Below are 18,945 nucleotides of genomic sequence, written 5' to 3'. Positions count from 1 at the left end.
CCTCTACTGCTTGAATCAAAACGCCAGCCAAATTATGACTGGCGAGTCGCCTATAACCTCCAAGAAACACTTTGCCCCCGCCCGCGCTTGATCTACGGGCCTTCCAGGCAAAACTGCCCGCCATAACAACACCCGTCGGCCAGCCGTCATCGGATCGACATGGGCTCTCCATTTCCAGGCGTATGCCTACCTGTCACAAAGCTCGTGCAGAGTTACCTGCGCGCCCTACCCGCTTGCCAGGAGTCTTACGACATGAGGCCAGAAATCGCTGTGTTGGATATACAGGGTCAGTATCGGGTTTACACGGAGTTCTATCGCGCGGACGCTGCTGCAAAGACCATCATCATGGTCAATGGCTCCATGGCCACCACGGCATCCTTCGCCCAAACCGTGAAAAGCCTGCACCCGCAGTTCAATGTGGTTTTGTACGACCAGCCCTACGCTGGCCGCTCCAAAATCCATAACCGCCATGAGCAAATGCTGACGAAGGAAGTCGAAGGCCAGATCCTCCTGGAACTCATCGACCACTTCGCCGCCGAACACGTGCTGTCATTCTCTTGGGGCGGCGCCGCCACCCTGGTCGCCTTGGCCCACCGGCCACGTCGCGTAGAAAAGGCCGTGATCAGCTCATTCTCGCCAGTGATCAACGCACCGATGCGCGACTACCTCGAGCGCGGCGTCGATTACCTCGGCAACCTCGACCGCGACCGTGTCGGCCACCTGGTCAACAGCACCATCGGCAAGCACCTGCCGTCGCTGTTCAAGCGTTTCAACTACAAACACGTGAGCAACCTGGCCGAGCATGAATATGGGCAGATGCACTTCCATATCAGCCAAGTGCTCCACAGCGACCGGCTGTGCTACCTCAAGGCGGCCAAGCAGATCGATATTCCGGTGTTGTTTGTAAACGGTGAATGGGACGAATACACCAGTGCCCAGGATGCCAAGCTGTTTGGCCAGCACGTGGCCCATAGCAGTTTCAGCACCGTGCAGGCCACCGGGCACTTTCTGGACATGGAACACAAGGCGGCGTGCCGGGACACCCGGGAAGCAGTGGTTGGGTTTCTGAAACCGGAACGGCAGGTCAGCCGGTTGCGCTATCAACAGGGCCAGACACAGCATGCCTTCGCGATCTGAAATGAAGACCCGCTTAGGTGGGAGCCTGGCTTGCCCGCGATACGGACGCCTCGGTGTGCTAGCCACACTCAGGTGAAGCTATCGCAGGCAAGCCAGCTCCCACACAAGCTTGCGCGAGGCACGTAAGCCACACATTTTTGAAGAAAAACTTCAAATCCCGGCAAACTTCTGGTACAAAGTCAGCCGCTCTGAGCGGGTATAGTTTAATGGTAGAACAGTAGCTTCCCAAGCTTCCGACGAGGGTTCGATTCCCTCTACCCGCTCCACTCAGATTCTGCGCTTGCGTCAGGTTTGTTCCTGACGGGAGAGGCAAAAAAAACCGGTCCTTGGTGACCGGTTTTTTTATGCGCCAGATTTGATGCCTTGATAAAGGCGACAACCGTGCGCGGTCGAGTAGGCGGGGTAGCTTTCGGGATACCAACGCACTCGATGTCCCGCGCACGGTTGCCATGGAGCACCGCCTGACGCGGACAGCGGCTGACAAACCATAGGTAGCGCGCCCTACGTGCACAACCTGAAGTGTTCCGATGGTTGTGTAGGCAACGTCGCAAGATTTGAAAGAACTCTGCCATCCCTGTTCCGACTGCAAATTTTGGCAACAGGAAACCCTGAAAGAACGTTTGAAACGAACGCGCCCTCACATCATTCTCCCCCGCCTTTGCTATCAGCCATTCCTATTGCCAGCCAGTATCCAAATGGATACAGTTGTCCCGTGTGAGGTCCTGTGAGCTATTCGATCCAGCAAACCCAAGCCTTCACTCGTTGGCACTCAGCGATACGCGACCTGCGGGCACGGATCGCAATTGCACGACGTATCGAAAGAGCGAGCATGGGTAACCTGGGCGATATCAAGTCGCTAGGCGAAGGGATTTCCGAAATGCGGATAGATGTGGGTGTGGGTTATCGCGTTTATTTCACACTGCGAGGCAGGCACATCGTCATATTGCTTGCAGGTGGCGACAAGTCTTCACAAGACTTCGATATCCGGCGAGCAAAAAAACTATCAAAGGACATTTGATCATGGCTGAAACACTGACAACTTTTGATATGGCTGAATTGCTCACCAGCGATGAGGCTATCAGCGAGTACCTGTCTCAAGTGCTGGCAGATGGCGACAACGAAGAGTTTCTCCGCGCAGTCGGCTACGTGGCAAAAGCCCGAGGGATGACAAAGATTGCCAACGACGCGGGCGTAGGTCGCGAGAGCCTCTACAAGGCATTTTCCCCAGGCGCAAAACCACGTTTTGAGACGGTACTCAAAGTACTCCACTCCCTCGGTATCGACTTGTTCGCTCGGGCTGGGCATGTCGCGAACCACACTACTGTTTGAGCCTACAACCACTCTGCACCACCCACGCCAGCGGCAACGTCACCATCAACAAACCCGCCAACACCATCACCGCCACTGGCACACCCAGCACATCCCCCACCCCGCCAAACACCACCGGTGCCAGCGCCCCGCCGCCAATCGTGCCGGTGTAGAACAGCGCAAATGCCTGCTCGCGTTTTCCGGCACCGGCCAAATCCGGCACAGCGCCGTAGAGCACCGAGGATGTGCCATTCAGCACCAGGCCTAGCAGCGGCAGCATCGTCATCAGCCCATTCAGCGGCAGGTACACCGCTGCAACGATCAGCAAGGCCGTGCCGGTTTCCGTCAGCCACACGGTCTTCATCATGCCGATGCGCGCGCCGAGGTAACCGCAGGATAGTTTTCCGAAGGCACCACCGATAAACAGCAGGGTCAGCGCCAGGCCTATGCCTGCGGTGCCGGCGCCTTTGGCTTGCAGCAGGAACGGCAGGAAGGTGAGAAACCCCATGCGCACGGCACTGTCGAGGGTGCCGGTCAGGATCAGCCCGCGCAGGCCGCTGACAGAGCCGGTACCGCCGAGGGGTTTTGTTTTTTCAAGAGCCGTAGACGCGTGCGGCTGGCTGGGGATCAACCACCACAACAGCCCCGCCGCCGCCAAGCCGAGCACACCCAACAGTGTGGCGCTGGCACGCCAACTGATGACGGTGAGTAGCAGGCCGACCAATCCGGGAATCAGGGTTTTGCCAATGTCACCGGAAAAGTTGTACTGGGACAGTGCCTGCTTCACGCCGCCACCGTCTTCGTAAGCATCGGTAATCATCGACGAGGCCAGCGGATGTTGTGTACTGGCGCCCAGGCCACCCAACAGTAATGCCAGCAGCAACATGGCCAGCCCGGTCGCTTGCCCGACCAGCAAGTAAGCGACACCCGCAAGCGCAGTGCCACCCACTAGCATCGGCACGCGACCCCAGCGTTTGGCGGCACGGCTGGCCAACAATTGGAACACCGCCATCATCCCGGAATAGGCGCCGCGTAAAAGTCCGATCTGCGCGTAGGACATTGCAAACTGCGCCTGCCAGATAGGCAGCAACACGTAAATGACATCGGTGAGACCATCATGCACGGCATGGGCGCTGCAACCTGCGATCAGCGAGCGACGACGGGTGGATTTTTCGGCAGCGGGCACGGCGACGATGTCGATCATGGTGTAGGAATCAGTTCAGGTTTAAGAGGCTTCCAGCCAGTCTGCGCGATCAGCAGGGTCAGCAACTGGAAGGTGATGATCAGCACCACACAGCCCACCCAACCCCAGCGCTCCCAGAGCAGTCCCGGGACGATTGCACCGCAGCTACCGCCAAGGTAATAGCACGTGAGGTAGACGCCCACGGCACCGGTTTTGTTGTCGCCGGCACTGGAAGTGGTGAAGGCATTCGCGGCCGCTTGGGCGAGGAATACACCGGTGGAACTGAGGGCCAGCCCCAGCACAATGCTCCACAGTATCGGCAACAAAGTCAGGACTGAACCCGCAACGCCCAGCAACGCCGCGACGCTCAGCAACTGGGCGTGAGGCCGGGCCTTGCTGAGGCGACCTGCGATGGGGATCACGATCAGCGCCAGCAGGAACACCGCGTAAAGCGTACCCAACGCCGCAGGCCCGAGATTGAAAGGCGGTAGGCCAAGGTACAAACCCGCGTAGGTAAACGCTGCAACCTGGGAAAACAGCACGCAAAAACCTACGGCGTATGCAGCGAGCAGAGGTTTGCGAAAAACACTCGAACTACAGGTTCTGACACGTTGCGTTCGCGCGCGGCTGACCGGCAACAAAAACTGGATAAACCCACCCACCATCAGGCTCAACACCGCGAGCAATTCAAACGCCTCGCGCCAGCCCACATAGTCGGTCATCACGCCGGTGACAAATCGCCCGGCAAACCCACCCAACACCGTGCCCGCTACATATAGGCTGGTGACTTCAGTCACCGTGGCGCCGCTCCAGCGGTCACCGATGTAGGCCACGCTGGTAGCGAACACCACCGGGATCAACATGCCTTCGACAAACCGCCACGCCAACACTTCGGCAAAGCTGCTGGCATAGGCGGTCATCAACGCCGGCACCGCCAACAGCAGCGCGGCCACGCTGATCACCGTGCGCTGTTCGAAACGGCCGGTCAGCCGGCTGACAAAGGGTGCGGTGATCGCCACTGCCAAAGTTGTCACGGTGATGCTCCACCCCGCCGCTTTGGCGCTGACCTGAAACTGCGCGGCGAACGTCTGGAGAATGCTCTGGGTGGCATAGAGGTTAAGGAACGCCGCGCAGCCACACAGGAACAGGGCAAGACGGGCACAATGCAGTCGCGGCTTCATGAAACCTCTCGTTTTATTTTGTGAGGTCTTTATAGAATGGCCGGCAGCTCTTGAACCAATACCGATTTCGAACCGATCAATACCCTGGAGCCAGGATGCTCGACCTACGCAAGCTACGGTACTTTCTGACGGTCGCCGAAGAACTGCACTTCGGTCGCGCAGCCATTCGCCTGCACCTGGCCCAGCCGCCGCTGACCCGGCAGATTTCGGCATTGGAAACAGAATTGGGCTTCAAACTGTTCGATCGTACCAGCCGTTCGGTAACGCTCACGGCCCAAGGTCGCTCGTTCCTGCCTTATGCGCGCGGGGTGCTGGAACAGGTTGAACTGGCGCAAGTGATCGCCGGCAAACTGGCAGCAGGCACGGCGGGGCAACTGACGTTGGGCTACGTCAGCTCCATCGCGTTGTCAGACCTGTTCAGCCAGGCGATCCAGGCATTCGCCCAGCGCTTTCCCGATGTGCAACTGACCCTGGTGGAATGCGCCTCCGGCAGCCTGGGCGCGCAGGTGGCGGATGGGCGATTGGATATCGGCCTGAGCCGCTTGCTGCCTCAGGGGGATGAGGTGCAAGCACTGTCACTCGGCGAAGAACGTCTGGTGGCTGCGGTCTCCACTGATAGCCCGTTGGCAAGCCAGGCGCAGGTCAGCTTGGCGCAACTCAGCGCGTACCCGTTGATTCTGTTTCCGGCGGATTACGGCTCGGGGTTGAACCAGTCCATCGAACAGCTTTACCGGCACCACGGGCAACCCTTGCGAGCTGGGCCGACCGGGCGGCAAATCACCTCGATCATTGCGCTGGTAGCCGCCGGGCAAGGCGTGGCGCTGGTGCCGGAATGTACACAGAGTTTGATGAATAAAGGCGTGACATACAGGCCGTTGGTGGAGGTGGATGCGTGTGCGAAGTTGTTGGTGCTAACGCCGACGCAAACCAAAAGCACGCTGGTTGAGGCATTTCTCAGCGTGATTGCGGTTGCTCTACACACCCGGTAACCCGATCGCAAAACTTCGCAATACCTCTCCCCAGCGCTATTGCTGCGCGCTCTTACACTCCATCTGTCGCTTACCCCAATACCGGTCGTCTAACGCCGGTAGGTAGAGTGTTGATAATTTAACTCGAGTGGTTATAGTCACCACCAACACACACCACAAGGAGGTGTTGTGGATAGCCGTTATTTGATAGGCCATATCGTTGCGGATGGCTGGTACTTGGTACGCATCAGGGGCAGCCATCACCACTTCAAGCACCCCACAAAACCGGGACTGGTAACGATTCCTCATCCAAAGAAGGACCTGTTGGACAAGACCGCCAAAAGCATTTTGAAACAGGCTTTGTTGAGTTAACCGTCCCTGGAGGACAACAGACATGCTTTACCCCATTGCAATTTCAACCGGCGACGAAGACCACGCCTGGGGTGTGGAAGTACCGGACATCCCTGGCTGCTACTCCGCCGGCGACGATCTGGACGACGCCATGGCCATGGCTCGTGAAGCCATTGAAGGGCACTTCGAGATCCTCGCCGAAGACGGTGCACCGATCCCCAACGCGCAGAAAGTCACCCTGCATGCCGCCAACCCGCAGTACGCGGGCTGCACCTGGGCCGTGGTGGACATTGATGTCACCAAGTATCTGGGCAAGGCGCAAAAGCTCAACATTACGCTGCCCGGTTACCTGCTGAACCGCATCGATGAGTACGTGCTGCATCACCCGGAAGAAAAAAGCCGCTCGGGTTTTCTGGCCTCGGCAGCATTGAAGGTTCTACAGCAGGAGGGATAAATCCCCATCATGTTCCGACTAAAACCAAGCCACTCAAGGCATCCCGCCTACAAGACCATCGGTTTTGTGCTGATCCTGCCACTCATGATTTCATTGATGGGGCTGGGTGGCGTCGGCGTGCTGCTAGCCATTGCCACGTCAGGTTATGGCATCTGGTTTGCGACCAAACAAGCCAGCACGGGTTTAACGGCGACTGCCGTCATCATCACACTGCTTAATCTTGTGTCGCTGGTGATGCTGTCGACCCCCTCGATACTCATGGCCCTCGGCTACATTGCATGGCTCTACGCTTACCCATCCTTGTCAGAATGGCTGTACTGGCGGCGCTGAATTTGACCGCAAGAAACGTAGTTTGCCGCGAAGCTCGCCGCTCTAGACTCCGTTAGCAAATACTCAGGAGCCCGCTCATGTCCTACGAATACAAACTGATGCCCTCCCCTGTCGGCCAACTCACGCTGATAGCGCGCAACGGCAAACTCAACGCCATCCTGTGGGAAGTCGAGCGTGCCAACCGCGTACGCCTGGGTGAACTGCACGAAGCCAATGACTGCCCGGCGCTGTTGGAAACCGAGCGACAGTTGCAGGAATACTTCGCAGGCACGCGCAACAGATTCGAGCTGGAGCTGGATTTCGACGGCACCGACTTCCAGAAACAAGTCTGGCAAGCGCTGCTGACCATTCCGTTTGGCGAAACCCGTAGCTACAGCCAGATCGCCCAGCAAATCGGCAACCCCAAAGCCGTGCGTGCAGTGGGTGCCGCCAATGGACGTAATCCCATTTCGATCATCGCGCCCTGCCACCGGGTAATTGGTGCCTCAGGTGGCCTGACCGGTTTCGCCGGTGGCCTGGAAGCCAAGCAATATCTGCTTGCGCTGGAAGGCTCAGGCCAAGCGGAGCTGGCGTTCTGAGTAAAACCGTACAACGTTGTTGTTCTGGAATTTTGTAAAAAGAAATTTCAAAGACTCCCTGCGGTCCATACTTTCATCACCCACCCTTTTTAAGGAAAACGGTCATGAAATTCTCCGCAGTCTCGCAATCCCTGTCCCGCTGGGCTGGCAGCCCGCGAACGTTCTATGCAGCGGTGGCGTTGATTCTGGTGTGGAGCCTGAGCGGGCCGTATTTCCACTACAACGACACCTGGCAACTGATCATCAACACCTCGACCACCATCATCACGTTCCTGATGGTGTTCCTGATCCAGAACACGCAAAACCGCGACAACGACATTCTGCACATCAAGATCGACGAACTGTTGCGCGTCTCCAAGGACGCACAAAATGCCGTGCTCAGCCTGGATGGCCTGGACCGCAAAGAGCTGGAAAAACTGCGCCAGCAATACCGCAGCATCGGCAGTACCGGCACGGTGAGCCTGAACAGTGGTTGCGGCGATGTTGCAGACGACGCAGCGCAGGACAAGACTGACCTGAATCAGGCATAAAAAACGGCGGTTGGAGAGCATCCAACCGCCGTTTTCACATCAAGTGACGCTATCAACCGTCGCCTAGATGGCCTTTGCCGTAGGTCGACGCCAGGGCACGGGCTTTTTGCAGACGTTCCTCCAACTTGGGCAGCGTCTCATCCACCAGGGCCTTTATTTCCGGCACATCGGACGCAGCGCCTTCTTGCTTGAACAGAGCGATGGCGTCTTCGTTTTCCTTGACCTGCTGCGCGGTGTAGGCGGCATCGAACGAGTCGCCGTCCTTGAGTTCAGGCATCAGGGTTTCGGCTTTGTCGACGATTTTCTCGCGCGGCGCCACCGGCAGGTCGAGCTTCTTGGCGATGGCCGCCAGGTGCTGGTTGGCCAGGGTGCGCTCGTTGATCACCTCGATGGTGTAGTCCTTGATTTCCTGGGACGAGGTTTTGGCGTGGGCCATGCGACTGGTTTCGATATCGGCCATACCTTTGGCCGAAGCCTGCTCGATGAATTCAGCAGGCGACTGGGCGAAAGCATTGCTGGCGCCGAGGCCCAGCAGCATCGCGAAACTGGCGGTGCGTAACCGGATAGCCATGCGGCTCATGATGGGTTCCTCCAGGGCAAAAATAAGTGCGGGGGAACACACCCCGCCCTGAATTCGAATTTTCAGGACGGCAAAGGTTTAGAAAAAACTCGTCAGTGCGACGAACGGTCGTCACGTCTGCCCCCTATTTGAAGCAGTCTCATGCCAATACATCCTGCACCCGCCCCGTCAACCACTGCAATCCAGAATCCCCGCCCCGCCGCGCATGCCACGCCAACTCCACCGCAAACGAGGGAATATGAAACGGCGGCGTCACAGCCACCAGATGCTCGCGGTCAATGTTCAGCAACCCCCGGGAAGACACCGTCAATATCAAGTCCGTCCCCTGGATCAACTGAGGCGCCACGCCCCAATGCGGCAGGCTGATTGCCACATGCCGGCGCTCACGAATCGCGGTCAACGCACGCTCGATTTCCGGTGTGCCGCTGCCGCGCATTTCCAGCAGCACATGGGGGCGCGACAGGTACGTGGCCAGGTCCAGCGAGCCGTCATCCGGTAGGCTGTCGCGATCCACCAGGCAGGTGTAATGCTCTTCGAACAGAGGTGTTGTGCGCAGTTCGGCGGGCATGTCAGGGAATACGCCGGCGGCCAGGTCAAGGTCGCCATTGAGCACGCCATCGACCATGCCTTCACGGCTCGCCTGGATAATTTGCAGGTCGATACCCGGAGCCTCGCGACGCAAGGTGCGCACCAACCCGGGTAGGAAAATCGCCGCGCTATAGTCCGACATTGCCACACGAAACCGGCGTTTGGCCGATGCAGGATCAAACCGGTTCGGCGCCAGCAGCGCTTGCACGTGGGCCAACGCTTCGGCCAGTGGCGTGGCCAGCTCCAACGCCCGCGCAGTCGGCACCAAGCTACCGCCCTGACGGACCAGCAACGGGTCACCCAACAAATCTCTCAAGCGTGCCAATGCATGGCTGACTGCCGGTTGGCTCAGATGTAAACGCTCGGCGGCACGGGTGACGTGGTGCTCGGTGAGCAAGGCGTCGAGAATCACCAGCAGGTTGAGATCGATACGACGCAGATCATTCATTAGCTGCATGCCCCACATAAGAACTTGGAATTTAAATTTGCGCGACGAATAACCTAGAGTCCAGCAAAACCTCTGGGAGACATCAAATGACCACGCTGCATTGGGTAGGCTTATTGGCGCTGGCGGTGATCGCCGGAGCGGTGGTGCCGTTTCAAAGTGCGATCAACGCCAACCTGGGACGAGGGCTCGGACACCCGTTATGGGCCACGTTGGCATCGTTGCTGGTCAGCATCATTGTTTTGTTGCCGGTGATTCTGGCACTGCGTTTACCGTTGCCGAGCCTGACGTTTATCAGCAAGGCCCCGCTGTGGATGTGGGCCGGTGGTGCGTTTGGCGTGTGCTTTATTTCCCTGGCGTTGATGCTGTTGCCCAAGCTCGGCGCGTCGGGGTTTATTGCACTGGCCATGGCCGGGCAGATTCTGGCGTCGTTGGTACTCGATCACTTCGGCCTGTTCGGCCTGGTGGAACGCCAACTGACAACGCCCCGCGTGTTGGGGGCGTTGTTGTTGATCTGCGGCGTGGCGTTGATCCAGTTCAGCGCCAGCCCTGCCCGCAGCTTGGCAACGGCGGGCTGATCAGCCCTTGTCGAGGGTGCGCAATTTTTGCGCAAGGCCCCACAGCAACAACGCCGCCGCCGCCAACAACGCACACACATTAAAGCGTGACAATTTACGCCGGCGGTGGATGCAAGTCGCAATTGCGCCCGGCTTTGGCTACCTGGCCGGGCAAGTCATGGCCCAGCAAAGCCGGCAGGCGGCGAGACATTTGCAAAAAATGCGGCAGGTCGATACCGGTAGCAATCCCAACTAAGTTTTTCCAGGCCGCCGGACGCAGGTTTTCGATGAGTACGTCGGCATCGCCGAGCAGTTGCTTGATCAGATCCAGACCTTGAGCAGACTTAAGGTCCAGGGCCAGCGACTTCTTGTTGCGCGATTGCAGGTACCACCACAGCGACGTACCGTCGTGAAGCTTCCGCCATAAGCGAAGCGGATCGCCCTGTCCCATGGCTTCGATCTTGATCACCTTGATACCGCTCAGGGGAGCCGTCATGGGGTGTACCTCCTATTCTTGGAATGTGCGGCCAAGACTGAAGCGCAGACACAGGATAAATCCAACCGTCAGTTGGCAAAGACCGTTCACCAAATGCGAACACTGTAGTGAGCGGGCACCCACGCTGGGGCGAAGCCGCCCTAAATCCAGGCACCTCAGTCTTTCTGAAATACCGAGGCGTCCTTGTTTAGGGCGGCTTCGCCCCCCAGCGCGGGACAAGCCCGCTCACTACAATTGAGCTCCGTGGGTGCTTACGCCACCGCCTTCGCCTCATCGCGCACCGCGACGAACAACTGCAGGGTGATCAGATCCAGTCGACGCACCAGGCTCTTGTGCAACATCAGTGACGCTCGTTGGCCAAGCGGTTGATCTCGGCTTGCTCTACCACCGGCTGCGGCGCACCAACACTCGCCGCCTGCAACATCGCCCGGCCGACGGTCTCGGTACTCACCACCCAACCTGGTTTTACCCGGCGAAAGAACGACAGCAACGGCCCGAGCACGGTATAGAACGATTGATACAACGGCGTCTTCGAACGCACGCCATGCAACGGCTGGATCACCCCCGGCCGAAACAGATACACCGCCTTGAACGGCAGGCGCAGCAAAGCGTTCTCGGTCTTGCCCTTGACCCGCGCCCACATCGACTTGCCTGCCTCGGAACTGTCGGTACCGGCGCCGGACACGTAGATAAAAGTCATCTGCGGATTGAGCCGTGCCAGGGTGCTGGCAGCGACCAGAGTGAGATCGTAGGTCAGGTGGGTGTACTTGGTTTCATTCATCCCCGCCGACGAAACGCCGAGGCAGAAGAAACAGGCATCGAACCCTTGCAGCAAGTTCTCCAGGGGTTGGAAATCCAGCATGTCGCTGTGCAATACCTGATGCAGCTTGCCGTGTTCCTGGGTCAGGGGCGTGCGGCCAACGGCGACCACTTCCTGCACGTCAGCGGCCAGCAGGCACTCGCGCAGCACGCCTTGGCCGACCATGCCGGTGGCGCCGAATAGTAGAACTCTCATAAGGGGACCTCAGCGGCAAGCCGCAAGCTTCAAGCGCAAGTTGAATGCAATTCAGCTCGTAGCTTAACGCTTGCGGCCTGCAACCGCCCCTTTCAGAACGCGTTGCGAAAAATCTCCTCAATCTGACGTTGGTCCGCCCGACGCGGATTCGTCAGCCCACACGCGTCCTTCAACGCATTGGTGGCGAGTAATGGAATGTCTTGCAACTTGGCGCCCAGCTCGCGCAAGCCGGCGGGAATTTCAACGTCGAGTGCCAGGCTGCGAATGGCGGCGATGGCGGCTTGGGCGCCCTCTTCGTCGGTGACGCCCTTGACGTCGGCGCCCAGTGCGCGGCCCACATCGCTCAGGCGTTTGGCGCTGACGCTGGCGTTGAAGCTTTGTACATGTGGCAGCAGCACTGCGTTGCACACGCCGTGGGGCAGGTCGTAGAAACCACCCAGTTGGTGGGCCATGGCGTGCACGAAACCCAGGGAAGCGTTGTTGAAGGCCATGCCGGCAAGGAACTGGGCGTAGGCCATGTTTTCTCGCGCAACCTTGTCGCTACCATCGCGTACCGCCAGGCGCAGGTTGGCGCTGATCAGTTCGATGGCCTTGATGGCACAGGCGTCAGTGATCGGCGTGGCGGCGGTGGACACGTAGGCTTCGATGGCGTGGGTCAGGGCATCCATGCCAGTGGCGGCGGTGAGCCCCTTGGGCATGCCGACCATCAGCGCCGGGTCGTTGACCGACAGCAGCGGCGTGACATTGCGGTCGACGATGGCCATTTTCACGTGGCGGCTTTCGTCGGTGATGATGCAGAAACGGGTCATTTCGCTGGCGGTACCGGCGGTGGTGTTGATGGCGACCAGCGGCAGTTGCGGCTTGCTCGATTGATCGACACCTTCGTAGTCGCCGATGTGCCCGCCGTTGGTGGCGCACAGGGCGATGCCCTTGGCGCAGTCATGGGGCGAACCGCCACCTAGCGACAACACGAAATCACAAGCACTTTCCTGCAGCAGTGCCAGGCCTTTCTCGACGTTGTCCACGTTGGGGTTGGGCTTTGCGCCGTCGTAGATCACCGAGTCGATGTCTTGCATCGCCAGTTTCTCGGCGATCATGCTGGCCACGCCGGCCTTGGCCAAACCGGCGTCGGTGACGATCAACGCTTTGCGAAAACCGTAGTTGCGGATGGCGGTCATGGCTTCGTCGAGGCAGTCGGTGCCCATGATGTTGACGGCGGGAATGAAGAAGGTGCTGCTCATGGCGAATCCTCGGATGACGTTTATGCCTACAGCATCGACCTCACCTGCCTACGGCATCTTGATCAGGATCAACGCTCGCTCGTGATAAAGTCACCGTCCAGCCGATTTCGAGTAGACCCGCCGCAATGAAGGATTTCCAGGATATTGACGCCCACCTTGAAGACTGGAGCGCACTGCGCGCTGGCCTCGACTTCAGCGGGATTCTGATCGGCAACGGCGCCAGCCGTACGATTTGGGAAGACTTTGCCTACGACTCGCTGTTTGAAAACGCGCGCACTGTCGAAGAAAAACCCCTGAGCCAATCCGAACTCAGTGTGTTCGACGCCCTGCAAACCCGCAGTTTCGAGCAGGCCCTGGGCGCACTCAAAACCACCAGCCGGGTTAACAAGGCCCTGGCGGTCAGCTCGGCGGCGCCGCGCAATCGCTACTACGCGATCAAGGAAGCGCTGATCAATACCATCCACGGCGTGCATATCCCGTGGCGCCTGGTACAGCCGTCGACGCTGGCGACGATCAACGCTGAACTGACAAACTACGCCACGGTATTCACCAGCAACTACGACCTGCTCAACTACTGGGCGATCCTGCATACGCCGGGCATTGACGACCTGTTCCGTAGCGCGGACGCCAGCTTCGACCTGCGCGACACCCGTACAAACGCCACGCGCATCCTGTACCTGCACGGTGGTTTGCACTTGGTGCGTAACCTCGATGGCACCGCGCGCAAATTGCCGTCTACCGACAGCACCTTGCTCAGCAGTTTTGCCATCAACAACACGATCAAAACCCTCGACGATGTGCCGCTGTTTGTCAGCGAAGGCAAGGTTGAGGAGAAGCTCAAGACCATCCGCAGTTCGGATTATCTGTCGTTCTGTTATGAGCAGTTGCTCAATCATGAAGGTGCGTTATGCGTCTTTGGCCATGATTTGGGGCCGCAAGACAAACACTTGGTGGATGCCATTCGCCAGGCCAAATTGACCACCCTGGCGATCTCGGTATCGGGGCGCAGTGACGGGTTTATTCGACAGCAGAAGCGGCGGTATTCGCAGTTGTTTGACGGGACGGGGGTTGAACTGAGGTTCTTCGCGGCACGCACCCATGCACTGGGCAACCCTGCACTGTCAGTACCGGTCGAACGCTGATCTCCAGAACAAAAGAGATCAACTGTGGGAGCTGGCTTGCCTGCGATAGTGGTGGGTCAGCTTGCACATTTGCGTCTGATACACCGCTATCGCAGGCAAGCCAGCTCCCACATGGGGCGGCATTTCAAACTCGTATCATCGTCACTCTTCCGAGCTGTGCACCACCACCAATAACTGCGCCTGCACCGGCCCCACCGACCGCAGCCGATGGGGCTTTTGTGCATTGAAATGCAGCGCATCGCCCCGCTCCAGAATCACCCGCTCGTTCATGAAATCCACTTCCACCTGGCCTTCATGCACGAACAAAAACTCCTCCCCCACGTGTTCCTTGAAGCTCTTGTCGGTGAATTCCTGCGGCGGGTAGATGATGAACGGCAACAGGCTGCGCTCACTGACTTGATGGGCCAGCACCGCGTAGCCCGGTGAAGTGTCCGGTCGCTCGTGGCTGCGCACCAGGCTGTAGCTGTCGAGGCTGACGTTGTCTTCGCTGAACAGCTCTTCGACCTTCACGTTCAACGCCTTGGCCAGTTTCAGCGCGGCGGCGATCGACGGCGTGTTGAGCCCGCGTTCGACCTTGGACAGGTAACTCTTGGTCATCCCGGATTTTTCAGCCAGGGCTTCAAGCGTCACGCCAAGTTTTTTTCTCAATAATTTCAAACGGATAGACATGCGCTGCGATTAATCCATGCAGTAAGCGATACGCTGTGCTTGCCAATGACACAAAGTGTCATATAGCATCTTAAGTGTCATTTGCAGCCACCGAGGGCACCCGATATGGCCAAGACATTAGCACTCCCCAAAGACCAACTGGTCAAGCAAGCACTGATCCAGATGCAAAACACCCTGGCGGATAATACGTGGACCGACCGGCAAAAGCTGGCGCTCACGTGCCGCATCCTGTTCGAGAACGGCCACGACTCCGGCCTGGCCGGGCAGATCACCGCGCGCGGCCCTGAACAGGGCACTTACTACACCCAGCAATTGGGCCTGGGTTTTGACGAAATCACCGCCAGTAACCTGTTGCTGGTAAACGAAGACCTTGAAGTGCTGGAAGGCCATGGCATTCCCAACCCGGCCAACCGCTTTCACAGCTGGGTGTACCGTGGCCGCCCGGATGTGAACTGCATCATCCACACGCATCCAACCCACATTGCCGCGCTGTCGATGCTGGAAGTGCCACTGCAGGTGTCCCACATGGACCTGTGCCCGCTGTACGAAGACTGTGCATTCCTGGAAGCCTGGCCAGGGGTGCCGGTGGGTAACGAAGAAGGCGAGATCATCACCGAGGCCTTGGGCGACAAGCGCGCGATCCTGCTCTCGCACCACGGCCAATTGAGCACCGGGGCGAGCATCGAGGAAGCCTGTGTGATCGCGCAATTGATCGAACGCGCAGCCAAGTTGCAGTTGCTGGCAATGGCCGCTGGCACCATCAAGCCGATCCTGCCGGAACTGGGGCGCGAGGCCCATGACTGGATCTCCCGGCCCAAGCGTCATGGTGCCGCGTTCAATTACTACGCCCGGCAGAACCTGCGCAAACACGCCGATTGCCTGAACTGACAGCCCTTTTTTCGACCGGAGACTTCCCATGTCCAGCCCCAATATTCACGGCATCATCGGCTACACCATCACCCCGTTCAGCAGCGATGGCCAACGCGTAGACCTCGACGCCCTGGGCCGCTCCATCGACCGTTTGATCGCCAGCGGCGTACACGCCATCGCGCCCTTGGGCAGCACCGGCGAAGGTGCCTATTTGAGCGATGCCGAGTGGGATGAAGTCAGTGCCTACAGCCTGGCCAAAATCGCCCGACGCGTTCCCACCGTCGTCAGCGTATCCGACCTCACTACCGCCAAGGCCGTGCGCCGCGCCCGCTACGCCGAAGCCAATGGCGCCGATGTGGTGATGGTGCTGCCGGCGTCTTACTGGAAGCTCAGCGAAGCGGAAATCCTTGCGCACTACGCCGCGATTGGCGACAGCATCGGCGTGCCGATCATGCTGTACAACAACCCGGCTACCAGCGGCACGGACATGTCGGTGGACTTGATCCTGCGCATCATCAAGCAGGTGGCCAACGTGACGATGGTCAAGGAGAGCACCGGGGATATTCAACGCATGCACCAATTGCATCGCCAGACCGACGTGCCGTTCTACAACGGTTGTAACCCCTTGGCACTGGAAGCGTTCGCGGCGGGTGCCAAAGGCTGGTGCACCGCCGCGCCGAACCTGATCCCGCAGTTGAACCTAGATTTGTATGACGCGGTGTTGGCCAATGATCTTACAAAGGCACGCGCGTTGTTCTACCAACAATTGCCGTTGCTGGAGTTCATCCTCAAGGGTGGATTGCCGGCGACAATCAAGGCCGGGTTGCGTTTGACCGGGCTGGAAGTGGGCAATCCGCGGTTGCCGGTGTTCCCACTGGCAGAAGCCGGGATCAAACAGCTGAAAGCATTATTGCGCTAAGCCCACAACTCCCGCACAAATCCCTCCCGCAGTACCCAACTGTACGGATAAATCCGCGCGCAGCTGTAGGCCCGCAATCGGCGGGGGTTGTGGCTAGATGGGCTTCCCAGGAAGCCCTCTGGATTTCGGCTCCTCTCTATTTCGGATCCCACCCATGAGCTCGCGCGAAAACACCGGCATGGCCCTCGGCCTGCTGGGCGTCATCATCTTCAGCCTGACACTGCCCTTCACCCGGATCGTGGTGCAGGAAATTCACCCGCTGCTCAACGGCCTGGGCCGTGCGTTGTTTGCGGCGGTTCCGGCGGCCGCGCTGTTGCTGTGGCGCCGTGAGCAATGGCCCACCTGGCGCCAAGTACGCGGGCTGTGCCTGGTGATTGCCGGGGTGATCCTTGGTTTTCCAGTGTTGTCGGCATGGGCCATGCAAACCTTGCCGGCGTCCCATGGCGCACTGGTCAACGGCCTGCAACCGCTGTGCGTGGCGTTGTATGCGGCGTGGTTGTCCCATGAACGACCGTCCAAAGCCTTCTGGGCCTGCGCAGCATTGGGCAGCGGTCTGGTATTGAGTTACGCGCTGATCACCGGTGCCGGCAGTATCCAGGCCGGTGATTTGCTGATGCTCGGCGCGATTGCCGTGGGTGGCCTGGGTTATGCCGAAGGCGGCCGATTGGCCAAGGAGATGGGCGGCTGGCAGGTGATCTGCTGGGCGCTGGTGCTGTCGACGCCGGTGTTGATCGGCCCGGTGTGGTACCTGGCGGCGCAACATCAAGGGGCGATTTCCATGCGCACGTGGTGGGCGTTTGGGTATGTGTCACTGTTCTCGCAGTTCCTGGGGTTCTTTGCCTGGTACGCCGGGTTGGCAATGGGCGGGATCGCGCGGGTCAGCCAGATCCAGCTGTTGCAGATCTTCTTCACCATTGCATTTTCGGCGTTGTTCTTTGGGGAACATATCGAGCCGATTACGTGGGTGTTTGCGTGTGGGGTGATTGTGACGGTGATGTTGGGGCGCAAGACCAGCGTACAGCCAGCCCCCAAGCCTAGCGCGATCTAAATGTGGGAGCTGGCTTGCCTGCGATGCAGACACCTCGGTGTATCAGTTAGGCCGAGCAGATGCTATCGCAGGCAAGCCAGCTCCCACACAAGCCCGATCCCACAGGGGGCTCTGCATTCAGCTTAAGAAACCATCCGCCCGCAGCAGGGTTTCCAGGCAGTGTTCGGTGATGTGGTAGAACGCCTTCAATTCCTGGATCTTCTCCAGTAGTTGGGCGTTATCCAACGGCTCGGCGCGCTTCACCGCCAGAATCATCTTGTTCTTGTTGGTGTGGTCCAACGAGATGAACTCGAACACCTTGGTCTCGTAGCCACAAGCCTCCAAAAACAGCGCTCGCAGACTGTCGGTGACCATCTCCGCTTGCTGCCCCAGGTGCAAACCGTATTGCAGCATCGGTTTCAACAGCGCCGGGCTCTGGATCTGCAGGCGTATCTGCTTGTGGCAGCACGGCGAGCACATGATGATCGACGCGCCGGAGCGAATGCCGGTGTGGATCGCATAGTCTGTGGCGATGTCGCAGGCATGCAGGGCGATCATCACGTCCAGTTCGCTCGGCGCCACACTGCGCACGTCGCCGCACTTGAACACCAGCCCCGGATGTTCCAGGCGGGCGGCGGCGGTATTGCACAGGGTCACCATGTCTTCGCGCAACTCCACACCGGTCACTTCGCCCTCGGCCTTGAGGGTGTTGCGCAGATAGTCGTGGATGGCGAACGTCAGGTAGCCCTTGCCCGAACCGAAATCGGCGACGCGCACCGGTTGATCCAGCTTGAGCGGCGATGACGTCAGCGCATGGCTGAACACTTCGATGAACTTGTTGATCTGCTTCCATTTGCGCGACATCGACGGGATCAGCGCCTGCTTGGCATCGGTCACACCCAGGTCAGAAAGGAACGGCCGGCTCAGATCGAGGTAGCGATGCTTCTCGCGGTTATGCTCGGCCGAGGGTGCTTCGCGCAGTTGCTGCGGCTTGCTTTTGAACAGCGAGCTTTTGTTCTTTTTGCTGTATTCCAGCTGGGCTTCGTCGGTCAGCGACAGCAGGTGGGCGTTCTTGAACTGGGTCGGCAACAGTGCGGCGATCGTCGCCACGCCGTCAGTCAAGGCGAAGTTCTTGGTGATATCGCGGGTCTTGTAGCGATAGACGAAGGACAGGCATGGCTGTTCCTTGACGGTTACCGGCTTGATGATCAGCCGCTGCAACTCGGCTTCCTCGCCGACGTACTTGGCCAGCACCAGCTTGATAAACGCGTTCTGCGCGAGGCTTGCGCTCAGCAGTTCGATGAACTGGGCGTGGTGGTCGCTGACAGGTTGAGCGGTGACGGACATGAACAAAAACGCCTCGGGCTGGGAATGCC

General features: G+C 59.0%; 22 protein-coding genes, 1 tRNA gene and 1 pseudogene. 15 read left to right on the top strand and 9 right to left on the bottom strand.

Annotated features, from left to right (window positions below; all coding sequences use genetic code 11):
* Window positions 1-252 precede the first annotated feature (252 nt).
* The 4 genes from CFE47_RS13080 (at window position 253) to CFE47_RS13065 (ending at window position 2,466) form a co-directional block, all read left to right on the top strand.
* Window positions 253-1,137, top strand: coding sequence for an alpha/beta fold hydrolase (locus tag CFE47_RS13080; RefSeq protein ID WP_286837574.1), 885 nt, complete (start codon window positions 253-255; stop codon window positions 1,135-1,137).
* A gap of 192 nt (window positions 1,138-1,329) precedes the next feature.
* Window positions 1,330-1,403: transfer RNA gene (locus CFE47_RS13075), tRNA-Gly, on the top strand.
* Between the two features lie 458 nt (window positions 1,404-1,861).
* On the top strand, window positions 1,862-2,155 hold the full coding sequence (locus tag CFE47_RS13070) for a type II toxin-antitoxin system RelE/ParE family toxin (RefSeq protein WP_286837572.1): 294 nt from the start codon (window positions 1,862-1,864) through the stop codon (window positions 2,153-2,155).
* Window positions 2,156-2,157: 2 nt separating this feature from the next.
* Window positions 2,158-2,466 carry an addiction module antidote protein gene (locus CFE47_RS13065; protein ID WP_286837571.1) on the top strand — a complete coding sequence of 103 codons (309 nt, stop codon included), beginning with the start codon at window positions 2,158-2,160 and terminating at the stop codon, window positions 2,464-2,466.
* On the opposite strand, the gene CFE47_RS13060 is transcribed toward CFE47_RS13065, so the two are convergent.
* Both CFE47_RS13060 and CFE47_RS13055 read right to left on the bottom strand, forming a co-directional pair.
* Entirely contained in the window at window positions 2,456-3,649 is a 1,194-nt protein-coding gene (locus tag CFE47_RS13060; RefSeq protein ID WP_286837570.1) for an MFS transporter, read from the bottom strand. The genes CFE47_RS13065 and CFE47_RS13060 overlap by 11 nt on opposite strands.
* A complete protein-coding gene (locus CFE47_RS13055) occupies window positions 3,646-4,809 on the bottom strand; it encodes an MFS transporter (protein WP_286837569.1) in 1,164 nt (387 codons plus the stop codon). The genes CFE47_RS13060 and CFE47_RS13055 overlap by 4 nt, the downstream gene beginning before the upstream one ends.
* A gap of 95 nt (window positions 4,810-4,904) precedes the next feature.
* Here CFE47_RS13055 and CFE47_RS13050 point away from each other — a divergent pair, with 95 nt between their 5' ends.
* The 6 genes from CFE47_RS13050 to CFE47_RS13025 all read left to right on the top strand — a co-directional run bounded on the left by CFE47_RS13050 (window position 4,905) and on the right by CFE47_RS13025 (window position 8,020).
* Window positions 4,905-5,798, top strand: a complete 894-nt coding sequence (locus CFE47_RS13050) for a LysR family transcriptional regulator (protein ID WP_286837568.1) — start codon at window positions 4,905-4,907, stop codon at window positions 5,796-5,798.
* A 168-nt stretch (window positions 5,799-5,966) separates the two neighbouring features.
* Window positions 5,967-6,149 carry a type II toxin-antitoxin system HicA family toxin gene (locus tag CFE47_RS13045; RefSeq protein WP_003189411.1) on the top strand — a complete coding sequence of 61 codons (183 nt, stop codon included), beginning with the start codon at window positions 5,967-5,969 and terminating at the stop codon, window positions 6,147-6,149.
* A gap of 22 nt (window positions 6,150-6,171) precedes the next feature.
* On the top strand, window positions 6,172-6,582 hold the full coding sequence (locus CFE47_RS13040) for a type II toxin-antitoxin system HicB family antitoxin (protein WP_185709479.1): 411 nt from the start codon (window positions 6,172-6,174) through the stop codon (window positions 6,580-6,582).
* A 9-nt stretch (window positions 6,583-6,591) separates the two neighbouring features.
* The gene (locus CFE47_RS13035; RefSeq protein WP_286837567.1) at window positions 6,592-6,912 is read left to right on the top strand and encodes a hypothetical protein; all 321 of its coding nucleotides are present in this window, start codon (window positions 6,592-6,594) and stop codon (window positions 6,910-6,912) included.
* Window positions 6,913-6,989: 77 nt separating this feature from the next.
* Window positions 6,990-7,490, top strand: a complete 501-nt coding sequence (locus CFE47_RS13030; protein ID WP_286837565.1) for a methylated-DNA--[protein]-cysteine S-methyltransferase — start codon at window positions 6,990-6,992, stop codon at window positions 7,488-7,490.
* 104 nt (window positions 7,491-7,594) lie between these two features.
* On the top strand, window positions 7,595-8,020 hold the full coding sequence (locus tag CFE47_RS13025; protein WP_286837563.1) for a low affinity iron permease family protein: 426 nt from the start codon (window positions 7,595-7,597) through the stop codon (window positions 8,018-8,020).
* A 52-nt stretch (window positions 8,021-8,072) separates the two neighbouring features.
* On the opposite strand, the gene CFE47_RS13020 is transcribed toward CFE47_RS13025, so the two are convergent.
* Both CFE47_RS13020 and CFE47_RS13015 read right to left on the bottom strand, forming a co-directional pair.
* Window positions 8,073-8,600: a DUF4142 domain-containing protein gene (locus tag CFE47_RS13020; RefSeq protein ID WP_286837561.1), complete on the bottom strand. Its 528-nt coding sequence runs from the start codon at window positions 8,598-8,600 to the stop codon at window positions 8,073-8,075.
* 139 nt (window positions 8,601-8,739) lie between these two features.
* A complete protein-coding gene (locus CFE47_RS13015; protein ID WP_502695480.1) occupies window positions 8,740-9,645 on the bottom strand; it encodes a LysR family transcriptional regulator in 906 nt (301 codons plus the stop codon).
* Window positions 9,646-9,722: 77 nt separating this feature from the next.
* Between CFE47_RS13015 and CFE47_RS13010 the strand changes: the two genes are divergently transcribed.
* Entirely contained in the window at window positions 9,723-10,211 is a 489-nt protein-coding gene (locus CFE47_RS13010; RefSeq protein WP_286837557.1) for a DMT family transporter, read from the top strand.
* Between the two features lie 240 nt (window positions 10,212-10,451).
* On the opposite strand, the pseudogene CFE47_RS13005 reads toward CFE47_RS13010, so the two are convergent.
* The 3 genes and pseudogenes from CFE47_RS13005 to yiaY form a co-directional block, all read right to left on the bottom strand.
* Window positions 10,452-10,686: pseudogene (locus CFE47_RS13005) on the bottom strand (CoA transferase); the annotation flags it as partial.
* Between the two features lie 340 nt (window positions 10,687-11,026).
* A complete protein-coding gene (locus tag CFE47_RS13000) occupies window positions 11,027-11,701 on the bottom strand; it encodes an NAD(P)H-binding protein (protein ID WP_185709486.1) in 675 nt (224 codons plus the stop codon).
* 92 nt (window positions 11,702-11,793) lie between these two features.
* On the bottom strand, window positions 11,794-12,942 hold the full coding sequence (yiaY, locus tag CFE47_RS12995; protein WP_286837555.1) for an L-threonine dehydrogenase: 1,149 nt from the start codon (window positions 12,940-12,942) through the stop codon (window positions 11,794-11,796).
* A 125-nt stretch (window positions 12,943-13,067) separates the two neighbouring features.
* Here yiaY and CFE47_RS12990 point away from each other — a divergent pair, with 125 nt between their 5' ends.
* The gene (locus CFE47_RS12990; protein WP_286837553.1) at window positions 13,068-14,084 is read left to right on the top strand and encodes a DUF4917 family protein; all 1,017 of its coding nucleotides are present in this window, start codon (window positions 13,068-13,070) and stop codon (window positions 14,082-14,084) included.
* 141 nt (window positions 14,085-14,225) lie between these two features.
* On the opposite strand, the gene CFE47_RS12985 is transcribed toward CFE47_RS12990, so the two are convergent.
* Complete coding sequence (locus tag CFE47_RS12985; protein ID WP_286837551.1) at window positions 14,226-14,753, bottom strand: helix-turn-helix domain-containing protein; 528 nt, start codon at window positions 14,751-14,753, stop codon at window positions 14,226-14,228.
* Between the two features lie 105 nt (window positions 14,754-14,858).
* Between CFE47_RS12985 and CFE47_RS12980 the strand changes: the two genes are divergently transcribed.
* From CFE47_RS12980 to CFE47_RS12970, 3 genes are all read left to right on the top strand, one after another.
* Window positions 14,859-15,641 (top strand): aldolase, encoded by a 783-nt coding sequence (locus CFE47_RS12980; RefSeq protein ID WP_135288111.1) that lies wholly within the window; start codon window positions 14,859-14,861, stop codon window positions 15,639-15,641.
* A gap of 28 nt (window positions 15,642-15,669) precedes the next feature.
* Complete coding sequence (locus tag CFE47_RS12975) at window positions 15,670-16,542, top strand: dihydrodipicolinate synthase family protein (protein ID WP_286837548.1); 873 nt, start codon at window positions 15,670-15,672, stop codon at window positions 16,540-16,542.
* Window positions 16,543-16,696: 154 nt separating this feature from the next.
* Entirely contained in the window at window positions 16,697-17,590 is an 894-nt protein-coding gene (locus tag CFE47_RS12970; RefSeq protein WP_286837546.1) for a DMT family transporter, read from the top strand.
* 117 nt (window positions 17,591-17,707) lie between these two features.
* On the opposite strand, the gene CFE47_RS12965 is transcribed toward CFE47_RS12970, so the two are convergent.
* A complete protein-coding gene (locus CFE47_RS12965; RefSeq protein WP_286837544.1) occupies window positions 17,708-18,916 on the bottom strand; it encodes a class I SAM-dependent methyltransferase in 1,209 nt (402 codons plus the stop codon).
* Between the last annotated feature and the right edge of the window lie 29 nt (window positions 18,917-18,945).

The sequence above is a fragment of the Pseudomonas sp. PGPPP1 genome, from assembly GCF_002255865.1.
GTDB lineage: Bacteria > Pseudomonadota > Gammaproteobacteria > Pseudomonadales > Pseudomonadaceae > Aquipseudomonas > Aquipseudomonas cremoris.
Note: the sequence above shows the minus strand (reverse complement) of the source record. Positions and strands in the feature narration are given on the sequence as shown.